The organism is Sinobaca qinghaiensis, assembly GCF_003610495.1.
GTDB lineage: Bacteria > Bacillota > Bacilli > Bacillales > Marinococcaceae > Sinobaca > Sinobaca qinghaiensis.
In genome coordinates this window covers 733,651-749,328 of the sequence record NZ_RAPK01000006.1, presented here as the reverse complement: position 1 = coordinate 749,328, position 15,678 = coordinate 733,651, and the positions used below count along the sequence as shown (strand labels likewise).

The window sequence follows — 15,678 nt, the reverse complement described above, 5'->3', positions numbered from 1 at the left end:
AAACGACCTGTGTTATTTTCTTTTGTTGGGTTTTTTCTTCCCTACATTTTCGTAGTACGGCTTATCTTTTCCAGGCTTTTTTGCCCCGGTTTTTCCTTTTTGGCGTCCTTTTTTAGCCGTCGGCTTGTTTTCACTTTTGCCCGGCCGTTTTGATCCGCCTCTTCCATCGATTACTTTCGGCGTTTCTTTTCTTTTGCGTTTAACAGGTGCTTTCATGCCGACTACTTCAAAGTCAATGTCAGCTTCTTCTACATTAACCTTAAGCACGCGGATATCGAGTTCATCGCCGATCCGGAATATATTAGCCGTCCGTTCTCCTATCAGCGCATACTGCTTTTCATCAAAGTGATAGTAATCATCAGTAAGGTAACTGATGTGCACCATACCTTCTATCGTATTTTCCAGTTCCACAAACAGCCCGAAGTTCGCCACGCCGCTTATCACGCCCGTGTACTCTTCGCCTACTTTGTCTTCCATATACTGCGCTTTCTTTAAATCATCGACTTCGCGCTCGGCATCTACTGCCCGGCGTTCCATTTCTGACGTATGCTTGGCAATATCAGGAAGCTTATTCTGCCAGTTGGACTTTGTCTTCTGATCTGTTTTTCCGTTAATCAAGTACGTACGGATCAAACGGTGCACGATTAAGTCCGGATAACGGCGGATCGGTGACGTAAAGTGCGTATAATATTCAGATGCCAGGCCGAAGTGTCCAAGATTTTCCGGATCATATTTTGCCTGGTTCATCGAGCGGAGCATCACGGTGCTGAGCACAGCTTCTTCCGGCTCTCCCTTCACGTCTGCCAGAATCTTCTGCAGGGCGCTTGGGTGAAGAGAGCTGCCCTTGCCTTTAATCGTATAGCCGAAATTCGCTACAAATTCAATGAACTTCTGCAGCTTTTCCTCATTTGGATCTTCGTGGATCCGGTAAATAAATGGTACTTTCATCTTGGAAAAGTGTTCGGCCACCGTTTCGTTGGCTGCGAGCATAAATTCTTCTATCAGCTTTTCAGCAACGGAGCGTTCCCGGATTAGAATGTCCTCCGGCTTCCCGTTTTCGTCTACTTTCACCTGGGCTTCTTTAAAATCAAAGTCAATGGCGCCGCGGTCAAACCGTTTTTTACGCAGAATGGCTGCGAGCTCTTCCATACGTTCAAAGAAAGGCACAAGTTCTTCATATTTCTTACGTGTATCTTCATCTTTTTCATCCAGAATCAGGCGAACATCATTGTACGTCATTCTTTCATTCGTGCGGATCACACTTTCAAAAATGTCGTGATTTACAATGTCCCCATCTTCGGTTACTTCCATCTCGCAGGAAAGCGTCAGGCGGTCCACCTGCGGATTCAAGCTGCAGATTCCGTTGGACAGGCGATGAGGAATCATAGGGATTACCCGGTCCACCAAATACACGCTGGTACCGCGCTCTACTGCTTCCTCGTCAATTGCTGAACCTTCCGGCACATAGTAACTCACATCGGCAATGTGTACACCGAGCTGATAATTTCCGTTGGAGAGCTTTTTAACGGCTACGGCATCATCCAGGTCTTTTGCATCTGCGCCGTCAATGGTAACAATTGTTTCGTCACGGAGATCCCGGCGCTTGCTGATCTCATTTTCTGTAATACGGTCCGGTGCTTCGTTGGCATGCGTAATCGCTGCTTCCGGAAATTCACCGGGCAGTTCATGCTTATGAATGATGGAAAGAATATCAACACCCGGGTCATTTTTATGGCCGAGAATATTGACTACTTTTCCTTCTGCGCTGAAGCGCTTTTCCGGGTACTTTGTTATTTCCACGACGACTTTATGGCCGTCTACCGCGCCGTGTTCTTTGTGCTGGGGAATAAAGATATCCTGATTGATATGCTTGTCATCCACTTCAACAAATCCGTAATTTTTATTGTCGATATACGTACCGACCACTTTTGTCGTGCCTCTTTCAATAATGCGGATAATAGAGCCCTCCGGCTTGGAGTCGCGTCCTTTCTGCTGCACACGTACGAGCACGGTGTCTTTGTGCATGGCACCGCCCATTTCCGGTGCGGGAATAAATACGTCCGCCTCTCCTTCTTCTTCCGGCAGGATGAAAGCAAACCCGCGCTGGTGCATCTGCACTCTGCCGCGCATGATGTCCATTTTTTCGGGGACACCGTATCGGTTGCTTCTTGTGCGGACAAGTTTTCCGCTTTCCTCCAGTTCATTCAGGGCTTTCATTAATTCTTTCGTCTGTTCAGGTTCCGTCATCTGGTACGCTTCCTGTAGTTCTTCAATAGACATAGGCTTTTGGGCAATATCCTGCAGATACTGCATCATCTGGTGCTTTTGTTCTTCTGTCATATTGTTTTCATCTCCTCTCTATCTACTTTTGCTGCTTTGTTGGTTTGTGTCATTTTGTGCTCCAATCCAGGCTTTCTAAAAACTGATATATATTTTCATGCAGGTCCTGTTTTTCAGGGCCCAGTGTGATTACGTGCGGGGATTCTTCGTACCAGTCCAGGGATTTAACAGAAGACGCTACTTCCTCGTATATAATATCTGCGCTTTTTAATTCTACCATTTCGTCTTGTCTGGCCTGAACTACTTTCACCGGCGCATAAATCATATCCAGAGAGTCTTTTACTTCTGTAATCATGCCATTAAGAGAGTCAAGTGCATCAAGAGGAAGTTGTTTAAAAGCTTCCATTTCTTCGTCCACCTGTTCCTCGTCTTTGCCTTCGAGCTGCTTGTATTCTTTTGCATACTGAAGGACGCCTTTATACAAACGTTCTTTGTTTTCAATGGTTGTCAACGGGGCGCACATAGGTACAATACCCTTTGCTCCGAACGTATACCCTGCTTTTAATGACATTAGTCCTCCAAGGGAAAGACCGGCTACGGCTATTTCTTCATAGCCCTGTTCTTTTAAATGGTTCCATCCGGCTTCGACGTCTTTCCACCAGTCGGAAGCGTTGGAGTCCATCAGTTCTTCCGGCGGAACTCCGTGGCCTTTATACACAGGCGCATGTGACGTGTAGCCCTGCTTCTGCAGATAGCGTCCCAGCATTCTAACATCGGCTGAACTTCCAGTAAAACCGTGTAGAAGCAGGACCGCCCGGTTTCCTCCTTCAAAGGTAAATGGTTTTGGGGGTACAACTTTCATTATCTTCCACTCCTATTCTATCTTACACCTGATCACTGCTTTTCCAGACGACATCAGGCTCTATTTTTTCAGCCAGCAGAAAGTGCAGTACATCTTCAATCAGCTGCTTCTGATTCTCGCTGTGTACAATAAAATGATGAGACTGCTCATAAAAATAAAGCTGTTTTTCTTTGGCGGCAATTTCTTTATATAAAAACAAGGCGCTGCTTTTACGGACCAGGCTGTCTTTCATTCCCTGGGCAATAAACGTTGGCACTTCTACTTCTTTAATAAATGGTTCAATCGTGCGGACCACTTTCTGGAATTCAGAAAGGGACCGGACCGGGGTATGAATTTTAGACCAGAATATCGGGTACCAGGGCTGTTTTTTTAACTGGCCTTTAATCATATTCTTCATAATCAGTGCCATATCCTTTGAAAGCTGGGAAGGATTAACGTAATGGGCCGCTGCACTTAACAATACCAGCTTTTCGACTGGATATCTCGCCGCAATGTACGTCGCAAGAATTCCTCCCATCGAGAAACCGATAACATATACTTTCGAACAGCGCTCAAACAATTCTTTTGCTGCCAGATCTGCTGTATGAATCCAGGTTTTGTGGTCCGACTCTTTGAACCGGGAGCGAAATTCGCGTTCGCTTAAATCAGTCATCAGATCATGGCCGGGGAGAACAGGGGTGTAGACGAGCCAGTCTGTTTCTTCCTCGAGCACTCTGGAAAGCGGTTCAAGCTCCCACGGTGCCCCTGTAAAACCGTGCAGGCATAGACACCCAATCATAAGCGGAACGCCTCTCATTCTTGTTCTTTTATTTGTTCTGCATGGAAGAATATATGAAAAAAAGCAGCAAGACACTAATACATGTCCTGCTGCATGATTTCATTTCATATTCGCTATAGGTCCGCAGTCTCTTCTTATAGAAAATAAGCAAGAAGAATCGTTAATACGAAAAAGACCACGGCTAGAATAACTGTCATTCTGCTTAAAAAGGCTTCTACTCCACGTGCCTTCTGCTTTCCGACTAATTGTTCCGCTCCCCCGGAAATTGACCCGGAGAGCCCTGCGCTTCTTCCCGATTGTAATAATACTACGGCTATTAATGAAATCGATACAATAATTAATAGGACATACAATATGGTTTGCATCTCCGCCACCTCCACGTTCAAATCACACATATATAAAATTAACATATAACGTATTCAATTACAATAGAAGGAGCATGTTCTCCTTTAATGAACAACATTTTTTATTATACAGCAAAAGACAGCGGGATTCCGATGCCCGCTGTCTTTCTAATGCTGTTTTATTTATTAATGTTGTAGAATGCGCCTTTTTGTAAAAATACAGACGTATCATCAAGCTCATCTTCGATACGGATAAGCTGGTTGTACTTAGCGACACGGTCCGTACGGGACGGAGCACCTGTCTTGATCTGGCCGGCGTTGGAAGCTACAGCAATATCTGCAATAGTAGCGTCTTCTGTTTCACCGGAACGGTGGGAAATAACCGCTGTATAGCCGGCGCGCTTCGCCATTTCAATCGCGTCAAATGTTTCTGTAAGCGTACCAATCTGGTTTACTTTGATTAGGATAGAGTTACCGATGCCTTTTTTGATGCCTTCAGAGAGTTTTGTTGTGTTTGTAACGAACAGGTCATCACCAACAAGCTGTACTTTGTCTCCAAGAGCTTCTGTAAGCTTCTTCCATCCATCCCAGTCATTTTCGTCCAGGCCGTCTTCAATAGAAACAATCGGATACTTTGATACGAGATCCTGATAGAATTCGATCATTTCTTCTGTTGTTTTTACGACGCCTTCACCTTTAAGGTGATATTTGCCGTCTTCGTACATTTCGGATGCTGCTGTATCCATCGCAAGCATAACTTCTTCACCTGGCTTGTAGCCGGCTTTTTCGATTGCAGTAATAATCGTTTGAAGCGCTTCTTCGTTTGAACCAAGGTTTGGTGCAAAGCCGCCTTCGTCCCCTACAGCTGTGTTATGGCCCTGGTCTTTTAGTACTTTTTTCAGGTTATGGAAAATTTCTGCGCCAATACGTACGGCGTGGGCAAGGCTTTCTGCTCCTACAGGCATAACCATGAATTCCTGAATGTCGACGCTGTTGTCTGCGTGCTCGCCGCCATTTAGGATGTTCATCATTGGTACAGGGAGCGTCTTCGCGTTAAATCCGCCCAGGTACTGGTAAAGCGGAAGGCCAAGCTCGTCAGCTGCTGCGTGGGCAGCGGCCATGGAAATACCAAGAATCGCATTAGCTCCGAATTTTTCTTTGTTTTCCGTACCATCCAGATCAATAAGAAGCTTATCGATGCCTGTCTGGTCTGTTACGTCCATGCCAAGCAGTTCAGGTGCGATTTCTTCGTTTACGTTGTCTACTGCTTTAAGAACACCTTTTCCCATGTAACGGTCGCCGCCATCACGAAGCTCTACTGCTTCATATTCACCGGTGGATGCACCACTTGGTACAAGTGCGCGTCCAAAAGCGCCTGTTTCTGTAATGATTTCTACCTCAACTGTTGGATTCCCGCGGGAATCCAGTACTTCGCGTGCGTAAACATCAGTAATCATACCCATTGTAAAAATCGCTCCTTTGTCGTGTCTATTTTTTTAGTAAGGATGTGCCTGTCATTTCTTCCGGCTTTTCCATTTCAAGAAGATCTACTGCTGTTGGAATTAAATCTGCGAGAACGCCTCCGCTGCGCAGTTCCCCGGATTCTTTGGTGACGATAACCGGAACCGGGTTCGTCGTATGGGCCGTCATTGGCTTATCATCCGGCGTCGTAACTTCGTCTGCGTTTCCGTGGTCGGCGGTAATAATAGCCGTACCATTTTTCTCATGGAGAAGATCTACAATTTTCCCAAGGCATTCATCTACTGTTTCAATCGCCTTTACCGTAGCATCCATATCTCCGGAGTGTCCAACCATATCAGGATTGGCAAAGTTTAAAACGATAAAATCATGGTTTTCTTCTTTGATTTCCTGCAGAAGTGCATCGGTTACTCCGTATGCGCTCATTTCCGGCTGCAGGTCATACGTTGCTACTTTCGGGGAGTCAATAAGAATTCTTTTTTCCCCTTCAAATTCCTCTTCCTGGCCGCCGCTGAAAAAGAACGTAACGTGAGGGAATTTCTCTGTTTCGGCAATGCGGAGCTGCTTGAGCCCTGCTTTGGAAACAGCTTCTCCCATCGTGTTTTTCAGTTCCTGCGGAGGATAGGCTACGTTTGCTTCTACTTTTTCACTATAGTCGGTCATGGTTACATAGTGAAGGTTTTCCGGGAAACGGTCCCCGCGGTCAAAGCTGTCGAAATTGTTGTCAGTGAAAACACGCGACATCTGTATCGCACGGTCGGGACGGAAGTTGAAGAAAATAACAGCATCATTATCCTGCATGTCCGCCACCGGTTCTCCGTTTTCTTTTGTCATAACAGCCGGAACAATAAACTCATCCCAGACGTCTTTATCGTAATTGGCTTTGATGGCCTCTTTAGCTGAAGAATAGCTCGGGCCTTCCCCATATACAATCGCACGGTAGGACTTCTCCAGTCTTTCCCAGCGGTTGTCGCGGTCCATCGAGTAGTAGCGGCCGTGAAGTGTTGCTATTTCACCGATGCCAAGCTCATTCATTTTTCCTTCAAGAGCCTCCACGTACTGTTCTGCCGTACGCTGGCCAACATCCCGTCCATCCATAAAGGCATGAACGTATACTTTTTTGATGTCTTTGTTTTTTGCCATTTCCAGGAGAGCATACAGATGATTAATGTGGCTGTGTACGCCTCCGTCGGAAAGCAGACCGTAAATATGCAGACTGCCGTCATTTTTCAGTACATGCTCGGAAGCACCTAAAAGAGCTTCGTTTTCCTGGAACGTGCCTTCTTTAATATCTTTGTTGATGCGGGTAAGGCTTTGATAAACTACTCTTCCTGCACCGATATTTAAATGGCCGACTTCAGAGTTTCCCATCTGCCCTTCCGGAAGGCCGACAGCCTCTCCGCTTGCTGTAAGCTGCGAATGCGGATATTTATTCCAGAAACGGTCGAAGTTTGGCGTATTTGCTTTTTTTACTGCATTCCCCTTTGTTTCATCCCGGAGGGCAAAGCCATCCAGGATAATCAAAGCGACAGGGTTTTTACTGCTCATTGGATCCCGCCTCCACTAGTTGTAAAAATGCGTCCGGCTTGAGGCTGGCTCCTCCTACAAGGGCGCCGTCGATGTGTTCCATAGCCATATAGCCGCCGATATTTTCAGGTTTCACACTGCCGCCGTACTGAATACGGACTGCTTCTGCTGTTTCCTGGTCATACAGCTCAGATAAAATGCGGCGGATCGTTCCGCACGTTTCGTTGGCATCTTTCGCTGTAGAAGATTTGCCGGTACCGATGGCCCAGATAGGCTCATACGCAACAACAACCTGTGCTGCCTGCTCTTTGCTGAGTCCTGCAAAGCCTTTTTCCACCTGGCCGCGTACAACAGATTCTGTTTTGTCGCTTTCTCTTTCTTCAAGCGTTTCACCGCAGCACATGATCGGTACAAGCTTGTGATTGAATGCCGCGTGAAGCTTTTTATTTACAGAGTCGTCTGTTTCGTTAAACATTTCCCGGCGCTCGGAGTGTCCGATAATAACGTAGGGAATGGAAAGGTCAGCCAGTGCTTCCGGGCTGATTTCGCCGGTAAAAGCTCCGTTGTCTTCAAAGTGCATTGTCTGGGCGCCGACAGCTACGTCGCTTCCTTCTGACGCATCATTCATGCTTTTAAGAAATAGGGCGGGGGCGCAGACAACCGTGTCTACTTTGCTGCCGGCCGGCACCTTTTCTTTAATATCTTCGATAAAACTTACTGCTTCCTCGTGGGTTTTATTCATTTTCCAGTTACCTGCAATAATTGGTTTTCTCAAATTACTCCACCTCTTCTTTTGTTTATTTGTCGTTCAGTGCTGCTACGCCTGGAAGTTCTTTACCCTCCATAAATTCAAGGGAAGCTCCTCCGCCTGTGGACATATGATCCATTTGACCGGCAAGGCCGAACTTTTCAACAGCTGCAGCGGAATCGCCGCCGCCGATTACAGAATACGTATCATCTGCTCCAGCGAGCGCCTCTGCCACGGCTTTGGTTCCATGTGCAAATGCCTCGATTTCAAATACGCCCATAGGACCGTTCCAAATAACGAGCTTGGAGCTTTCAATAACTTCCTGATACTTCTTTCTTGTTTCCGGGCCAATGTCGAGTGCTTCCCAGTCAGAAGGAATCTCATCAATCGGTACGACTTTAATATTTGCATCACCGGAAAAATCATCGGCTACTGTAACGTCAACCGGCATGTAGAAGTTCACGCCTTTATCTTTGGCTTTCTGCATAAACTCATTTGCAAGATCAAGCTTGTCTTTTTCGAGCAGGGATTTACCTACTTCGTGGCCTTGAGCCTTAACGAAAGTATAGGCAAGACCGCCCCCGATAATAAGGTTATCCACTTTATCAAGCAGATTATCGATCACACCGATTTTGTCTTTTACTTTTGCTCCGCCGACAATCGCAGTAAACGGGCGTGCCGGGTCAGATAACGCTTTTCCAAGAACCTCAAGTTCTTTCTGCATAAGAAGTCCAGCCGCAGCCGGAAGGTGCTGTGCGATTCCTTCTGTAGAAGCGTGGGCTCTGTGCGCCGCTCCAAATGCATCATTTACATATATGTCAGCAATAGCTGCAAATTCTTTTGCTAGTTCCGGGTCGTTCTTTTCTTCTCCTGCTTCAAAACGAACGTTCTCAACAAGAAGAATTTCTCCGTCCATCAAAGAATCGGCTGCCTGCTTTACTACAGGGCCGTAAACTTCATCTACTTTCCGAACGTCTCTTCTCAGCAGTTCGCCGAGACGGACGCCTACGGGACCCAGACGAAGTTCTTCCACAGCCTCTCCTTTTGGACGGCCCAGGTGGCTGGCCAGGATAACCCGGGCTCCCTGGTCCACTAAGTATTCAATTGTAGGAATGGCGGCTTTAATACGGCTGTCATCCGTTACTTTCCCATCTTCCATCGGCACGTTGAAATCCACGCGGCAGAAAACCTTTTTTCCTTTTACATCGATATCTTTAATAGATTTCTTATTCATATTGCTGCCTCCTTTTTCCTCTGTGTTCTTCATCCTTTTCCCTAAATAATACAAAAAGGAACGTATAATTATAATACAAAGAAAAGCATAAACCCGGCCTTCCTATAAAGCGTTCATCTAAAAAGAGCCGGGTTTTCTGCTGATAAAAAGCAAACATGTTCTGCAGTTCATTCATGCTGTTTCGATATCTATTGTAGCAGGAAACTGCACAGGAAAGGGGAGCAAGAAAATACTTTTTCTTCTCCCCTGCCCTTTATCTGCTTTATTAAGCCTGCTGTTTTGCAACATATTCTACAAGGTCTACAACGCGGCTGGAATAGCCGAACTCGTTGTCGTACCAGGAAATAACTTTAACCATGTTGTCTTCCAATACCATAGTGGATAGACCATCAATAGTAGAAGAGTTGGAGTTGCCGTTATAGTCTTTAGATACAAGCGGCTCGTCGCTGAAACCAAGGATGCCTTTAAGGTTTCCTTCAGCGGCTTCTTTTAGTACGTTGTTTACTTCTTCAGCAGTAACGTTTGTATCAAGCTCTGCTACAAGGTCAACAAGAGATACGTTTGGAGTAGGAACACGCATTGCAGCGCCGTTAAGCTTGCCGTCAAGTTCAGGAAGAACGAGGGCTACTGCTTTTGCAGCTCCAGTTGATGTTGGAATGATGTTTTCAGCAGCTGCACGTGCACGACGGTAGTCACTGTGCGGAAGGTCAAGAATCTGCTGATCATTCGTGTAGGAGTGAACAGTGTTCATTAGGCCGCGCTTAATGCCGAACTTGTCGTTAAGCACTTTAGCAAACGGTGCCAGGCAGTTTGTTGTGCATGATGCGTTGGACATAACGTTGTGCTTGGATGGGTCATACGTGTTTTCGTTAACGCCCATTACGAATGTTGCATCAACGTTTTTACCAGGTGCAGAGATAATAACTTTCTTCGCTCCGCCTTCAAGGTGTTTGCCGGCGCTTTCGCCATCTACGAAGCGACCTGTTGCTTCAACAACGATTTCCACTTCAGCCTGGCCCCATGGAATCTGTGCTGGATTTTTTTCAGCAGTGATGCGGATTTCTTTACCGTCAACAACAAGGTTGTCGCCGTTTACAGATACACTCTGCTTTAAGTTGCCGTGTACTGTGTCATATTTTAAAAGGTGAGCAAGCATATTAGCGTCTGTAAGGTCGTTAATGCTTACGATTTCTACGTTGTCATTTTCAAGAGAAGCACGGAATACTGCGCGTCCAATTCTTCCAAATCCATTAATACCAATCTTTGTAGCCATGTTTAATTTCCTCCTCTTATTATGGTGCACGTTATTCAATACTATATGAGAAACTGATTGTAAAATCAGTTGTCATCGATTTAAAATTGCCTTCGCTGCCCCTTCATCTGTAATCAGCAGATTGCTGGGGCGGTATTTCATGTAGGCAGAAATGGCTTCTGCTTTCGAGCTTCCTCCGGCAACAGTAATGACCGTCTGTGCTTCGTTCAGATCATTAAGCTGCAGACCGATCGTTCTTTCTTTATGAACGATATGCCCTTCCCGGTCAAAATAATACCCGAATGCTTCACCAACTGCTGCTTTTTCCTTAATCTGCTGCACGGCACCGTCGCTCGTTTCGCGCCGGTCTGCCATAATTTCAGCTTCTCCGATGCCGTGGATCACAATTTTCGCCTTCCGGATAAGAGCAAGTAATTCTTTAATACCAGGTTCAAGACTAAGCGATGTTCTGGTTTCGTTGCTGAGCTGATCCGGGACATGCAGAAGCCTGTATGCTGCCCGGGCTTTAGTAGCCATTGTCGAACTGATTGTGTTCGACTGGATTTCTACCTTTTCCCCGAGGCCGCCTCTTGCTGGTACAAAAACCGCGTCTTTCCATTTTTCGGACGGGCTGACCATATCGGCAACAGCTGCAAGCGTCGTTCCTCCGGCGACAGCAATAATGTCTCCGGGGGCTATCTGCTTTTTCATCTGCTGTACGCAGGCGCGTCCCAGTTCTTTTTTTACCCAGCTGTATTCGTCGCTGTCGCCGGAAACCACTATGACTTTCTCGACGTTAAGCACTTCAGCTACCTGCTTTTCCAGATCTTCAAGTCCGAAAGCGATTTTCATCGCCGGCTCCATGCCTTCCAGCAGGGCTTCTCCTTCATCAGAAAGAGTCATACCGGAAGGATGAATCATAATTAATCCCTGATTTTTTAAAAATGTTACCTCTGTCCGAAGTACTCTCTCCGAAAGATCCAGGCTGACGGCAAGCGTTCTTCTGCCGACCGGCTGCATCAACCGGAGATACTGGAGAATCCGGTAGCGTTTTCCCATGATTTCCAAAATATCAGGCTGCAGTTTTTTCTGCCATTCGAGTAATTCTCTCATTCAGGGATCACCAGTTTTCTCTCAGGGACACTTTTTGTCCCATATAGACATTTTAAGTCCCACTTTATCAAAAGATAAAACCCAGGGGAAAATCCCTAAGTGGTGTTCAGCCTTTTGATACTTTCATTATACCAAGAATAAAATAACATAGCAATAAAAATTAAAAGCCGGTTCGAGGTATACAGTACCTTTTCCCGGCCATCCTTTTTTAAAACATCATGCGTATCTTTTTCTTTTCGAGGAAGAGGCAATCTGCAGTTCTCCGCGGTACTTGGCTATCGCTCTGCGGGAGATCGGAATACCGTGTTCTTCCTTAATGAGCTCAGCTATTTTCTGGTCGGATAGAGGCCTTTTTTTATTTTCCGCTTCGACCATTTTGTTCATTATTTCTTTTATAACATTCGTAGACGTCTGCTCTCCTTCTGCATTGTTCATACCAGCAGAAAAGAAATGCTTTAATTCAAATAATCCGTGCGGGGTCTGCACATATTTGTTCGTAGTCGTCCGTGAAACCGTGGACTCATGCACTTCTGCTTCTTCCGCTATCTCACGCAGGGTCAGCGGTTTCATGGCAGCAGGTCCGTTTTCAAAGAATGCTTCCTGAAAAAGCAGGATAGCTTCCGTAATTTTCCGGAGCGATGTCTGCCGCTGATCAATGCTTTTCAGCAGCCAGACGAGCTGTTTGTATTTTTTGCGGGCATATTCTCCCGCCTCTCCCTGTTCCCCGCTCTCCAGCAGATGGCGGTATTGTTTATTCAGCCTTATTTTCGGCAGGCTTTCATTATTAAGTACAACTGTGAACGCCCCGTTCTTTTTTTCCACATACACATCCGGCGTAATTGCGGCTGATTCACTTCTTCCAATGCAGGCGCAGGGGTGAGGCGTGAGCTGCTGAATCGTATCATAGATCGCCTGCACATCTTCCACCGAAATATGAAGCGTCTTCGCTATCTGCTTCCACCTTCTCGCTGCCAGATCTTCCAGGTGATGTTTGACTACTTCGATGACAAGCAGGTCAGACGGATAATTTCTCGTTAACTGCAGAAGCAGGCATTCCTGAAGATTCCTTGCACCGACACCTGCAGGCTCAAGTTTCTGAAGCATTGTAACGCCCTGCTCGTATTCATCCTCTGTAATGGTATAAAAACGTCCTGCTTCTTCCCAGCTTCCCTCCAGGTAGCCATTTGTATCTACGTTGTCGGCAAGATACAGCATAAGCTCCCGGTAGTGATCAGTTGTATCAAGAAAACGGATCTGACTGTATAAGTGGTCGGCCAGTCCTTCTTCATAAGCCTGGATTCTATCCAGCTGGGATTCATTTCTGCCTTCATACGCTTCATATCCATCTCCATAATCATCTGTCCACATTACCGGGCTGTCATATATAGGCAGTTCCTTTTCTTCCGGGACTGGTTCTTCCGTCTCTATAAGCGGATTTTCAAGAGCCTGTTCCGATATGTAATCAGAAAGCTCCTGGGTCGAGAGCTGCAGCAGGGAAATGGCCTGGCGGAGTTCCTGCGTCATTACAAGGCTCATCGTCTGTTTTTGAAATAATCCCATTTCTAGATTCATGTAAAATGACCTCTCCTTCTTGTAAGCGCTTTCTATCATTTATTATATCACAGGCAGCATTATCGTCTATATGTAATTAGGCCTTCACATGAAGTGTAGCAAACAGCGTCTGCCTCCTTCTTTCTTTTGTCATATAATCTTCCATAGTTTTAATCAGCATAAAATAGGTTATACTCACTATTAGGCATATGACAATTGCTTCCTTTGTTTTAATGCTGAAGATTGAAAGGTTCTCTTTACTCTTGTTATAGTAGGAGAAGCAGAATAGCGTCTGGACAATAAAAAGATAAAAAATAAACGCTTTTTATTTGACCAACATTGACCATTCGAGTATGATATAACTATTCTCAACAATATGAAAAACATACGTGTTTTTCGTTATGGAGTCAGTATTTACACAATTTATATAATAGGAGGAAATAAGACATGAACTTAATTCCAACAGTAATTGAACAAACAAGCCGCGGGGAAAGAGCATATGATATTTATTCCCGCCTTCTGAAAGACCGCATTATCATGCTTGGTTCCGGAATTGACGATAACGTGTCCAACTCCATTGTAGCCCAGCTTTTATTCCTGGCTGCTGAAGATCCGGAAAAAGACATTTCCATTTACATTAACAGCCCAGGTGGTTCCATCACTGCAGGTATGGCTATTTATGACACGATGCAGTACATCCAGCCTAAAGTTTCTACTATCTGCGTTGGTATGGCAGCTTCCATGGGAGCATTTCTTCTTGCAGCCGGTGAGCCGGGCAAGCGTTTCGCTCTTCCAAACAGTGAAGTAATGATTCACCAGCCGCTCGGAGGCACACAGGGTCAGGCTTCTGATATCGAAATTCACGCCCGCCGCATTATTCAAATGCGCGAGAAGCTGAACCAGATCCTAGCAGATCGTTCCGGCCAGCCGCTCGAAGTAATTCAGCGCGATACAGATCGTGATAACTTCATGACAGCTCATGAAGCAAGAGATTACGGCCTGATTGACACTGTTTACGAAAAGTAATACGAAAACCCTCTCTTCTGCTTAGAAGAGAGGGTTTTTTTAGATTGTCTATAAACTATTTCATCTTGTCTATCTATTCATGACTCCGAGTTCTTTAAATATGTTGCTGAAAACAAACAATGAAAAATAAACAGCGACGGCTCCCTCGGAGAAAGACTTTTGTATAAAGATATCTATTTTTTGTCTTTTTCAACAGACTGAAAAACCTCTCTCCTGCTTAGGAGAGAGGTTTTTACTCTTTTTTTACATAATCCACAAGTGCTTTCATTGCGTCTGCTTCGTCATTGCCGTTGATCATTATTTTGATGGAGGCACCGTTTCGGACAGCAAGGCTCATAATACCCATAATACTTTTCGCGTTTACAACCTTTCCATCCTTTTCAATGGAAATATCCGAATGAAACCTGTTGGCTTCCTGTACAAATAAAGCGGCCGGCCTTGCCTGAAGACCTGTTTTTAACTGAACTTCAACGTTTTCTTCTACCATGTCTACCTCCTCCAGCTGCCAGTTATGCTTTTTATTATACTATGAAACCGTTTCCCCGTTTCGGATTTTTTCAGCTAATTCATCTATTTTTCGAAGCCTATGATTTACGCCTGACTTACTCACTGGCCCGCCTGAGGCCATTTCTCCCAGTTCTTTCAGCGTAATATCCTGATGCTCCACCCTCAATTCAGCAATTTCCCTGATTTTATGGGGAAGATTTTCGAGGCCGATTTCCCTTTGGATCAAGCGGATATTCTCCACCTGGCGTAAGGCTGCCCCTACTGTTTTATTGAGGTTCGCTGTTTCACAGTTAACGAGACGGTTCACGGAGTTGCGCATATCCTTCATAATCCGGACATCCTCGAAATACAGCAGGGCTTGATGGGCCCCGATCACGCTGAGAAATTCAGTGATTTTCTCACTTTCCTTCACGTATAAAATATAGCCTTTTTTCCGTTCCAGGCTTTTGGAAGGAATATGAAATTCCTTAAAAAGCTGGCGGAGGGAATAATTATGCTCTTCGTAGTTCGAGAAAATTTCCAGATGATACGACGAGGTATCCGGATGATTGATCGATCCCCCGGCTAGAAAAGCCCCGCGCAGATACGCCCGTTTACAGCAGGATTTTTTTATCATATCCGGGGAAATAGAGCGGACAAACCGGTAATTTTCTTCCATTATATGAAGATCGGACAAAAATTTCTGGGTATTTTCTTTAATACGTACAATATAAACGTTGTTTTTCTTTAAGCGCATTTTTTTCCGGACAAGGACTTCCAGCTGCATTTCACTGAAGCCTTTTTTGATTAAAGTATAAATCCGCCTGGCAATCGCTGCATTTTCTGTAGAGACGTCAAGCGTTAACAGGCCGCTTCCAAATTTCATAGTTCCATTCATTCGAATAAGCGCAGCAAGTTCCGCCTTCACACAGCAATCTTTTAATTCAAGCTGTGTTAATTCTTTTTTAGTCATCGCTGCAAATGACGACATAGGCTCT

The 15,678-nt window shown here is 45.3% G+C and carries 14 protein-coding genes; 1 reads left to right on the top strand and 13 read right to left on the bottom strand.

Features of this window, described 5'->3' with window-relative positions:
* Positions 1 to 12: 12 nt before the first annotated feature.
* From rnr to rpoN, 11 genes are all read right to left on the bottom strand, one after another.
* Positions 13 to 2,340, bottom strand: a complete 2,328-nt coding sequence (rnr, locus tag ATL39_RS03965) for a ribonuclease R (RefSeq protein ID WP_120191971.1) — start codon at positions 2,338 to 2,340, stop codon at positions 13 to 15.
* Between the two features lie 49 nt (positions 2,341 to 2,389).
* Positions 2,390 to 3,142: an alpha/beta hydrolase gene (locus ATL39_RS03960; RefSeq protein ID WP_120191970.1), complete on the bottom strand. Its 753-nt coding sequence runs from the start codon at positions 3,140 to 3,142 to the stop codon at positions 2,390 to 2,392.
* Between the two features lie 22 nt (positions 3,143 to 3,164).
* Positions 3,165 to 3,920, bottom strand: coding sequence for an alpha/beta hydrolase (locus tag ATL39_RS03955; RefSeq protein WP_120192025.1), 756 nt, complete (start codon positions 3,918 to 3,920; stop codon positions 3,165 to 3,167).
* 134 nt (positions 3,921 to 4,054) lie between these two features.
* Entirely contained in the window at positions 4,055 to 4,285 is a 231-nt protein-coding gene (secG, locus tag ATL39_RS03950; RefSeq protein WP_120192024.1) for a preprotein translocase subunit SecG, read from the bottom strand.
* A gap of 158 nt (positions 4,286 to 4,443) precedes the next feature.
* On the bottom strand, positions 4,444 to 5,727 hold the full coding sequence (gene eno, locus ATL39_RS03945; RefSeq protein WP_120191969.1) for a phosphopyruvate hydratase: 1,284 nt from the start codon (positions 5,725 to 5,727) through the stop codon (positions 4,444 to 4,446).
* Between the two features lie 25 nt (positions 5,728 to 5,752).
* Positions 5,753 to 7,291 (bottom strand): 2,3-bisphosphoglycerate-independent phosphoglycerate mutase, encoded by a 1,539-nt coding sequence (gene gpmI / locus ATL39_RS03940; RefSeq protein ID WP_120191968.1) that lies wholly within the window; start codon positions 7,289 to 7,291, stop codon positions 5,753 to 5,755.
* A complete protein-coding gene (gene tpiA / locus ATL39_RS03935) occupies positions 7,281 to 8,045 on the bottom strand; it encodes a triose-phosphate isomerase (protein ID WP_120191967.1) in 765 nt (254 codons plus the stop codon). Before tpiA ends, gpmI begins: the two co-directional genes overlap by 11 nt.
* Positions 8,046 to 8,067: 22 nt before the next feature.
* On the bottom strand, positions 8,068 to 9,252 hold the full coding sequence (locus tag ATL39_RS03930) for a phosphoglycerate kinase (protein ID WP_120191966.1): 1,185 nt from the start codon (positions 9,250 to 9,252) through the stop codon (positions 8,068 to 8,070).
* Between the two features lie 265 nt (positions 9,253 to 9,517).
* Complete coding sequence (gene gap, locus ATL39_RS03920) at positions 9,518 to 10,525, bottom strand: type I glyceraldehyde-3-phosphate dehydrogenase (protein WP_120191964.1); 1,008 nt, start codon at positions 10,523 to 10,525, stop codon at positions 9,518 to 9,520.
* Positions 10,526 to 10,597: 72 nt separating this feature from the next.
* Positions 10,598 to 11,617 (bottom strand): sugar-binding transcriptional regulator, encoded by a 1,020-nt coding sequence (locus ATL39_RS03915; RefSeq protein WP_120191963.1) that lies wholly within the window; start codon positions 11,615 to 11,617, stop codon positions 10,598 to 10,600.
* A gap of 216 nt (positions 11,618 to 11,833) precedes the next feature.
* On the bottom strand, positions 11,834 to 13,189 hold the full coding sequence (gene rpoN, locus ATL39_RS03910; protein ID WP_170146827.1) for an RNA polymerase factor sigma-54: 1,356 nt from the start codon (positions 13,187 to 13,189) through the stop codon (positions 11,834 to 11,836).
* 426 nt (positions 13,190 to 13,615) lie between these two features.
* On the opposite strand from rpoN, the gene clpP reads away from it, so the two are divergent.
* Positions 13,616 to 14,194 carry an ATP-dependent Clp endopeptidase proteolytic subunit ClpP gene (clpP, locus tag ATL39_RS03905; protein WP_120191961.1) on the top strand — a complete coding sequence of 193 codons (579 nt, stop codon included), beginning with the start codon at positions 13,616 to 13,618 and terminating at the stop codon, positions 14,192 to 14,194.
* A 232-nt stretch (positions 14,195 to 14,426) separates the two neighbouring features.
* Here the strand turns inward: clpP and ATL39_RS03900 are convergent, their stop codons facing one another.
* Both ATL39_RS03900 and whiA read right to left on the bottom strand, forming a co-directional pair.
* Positions 14,427 to 14,681, bottom strand: coding sequence for an HPr family phosphocarrier protein (locus ATL39_RS03900; protein ID WP_120191960.1), 255 nt, complete (start codon positions 14,679 to 14,681; stop codon positions 14,427 to 14,429).
* Positions 14,682 to 14,720: 39 nt separating this feature from the next.
* Complete coding sequence (gene whiA / locus ATL39_RS03895) at positions 14,721 to 15,671, bottom strand: DNA-binding protein WhiA (RefSeq protein WP_120191959.1); 951 nt, start codon at positions 15,669 to 15,671, stop codon at positions 14,721 to 14,723.
* Positions 15,672 to 15,678: the final 7 nt, after the last annotated feature.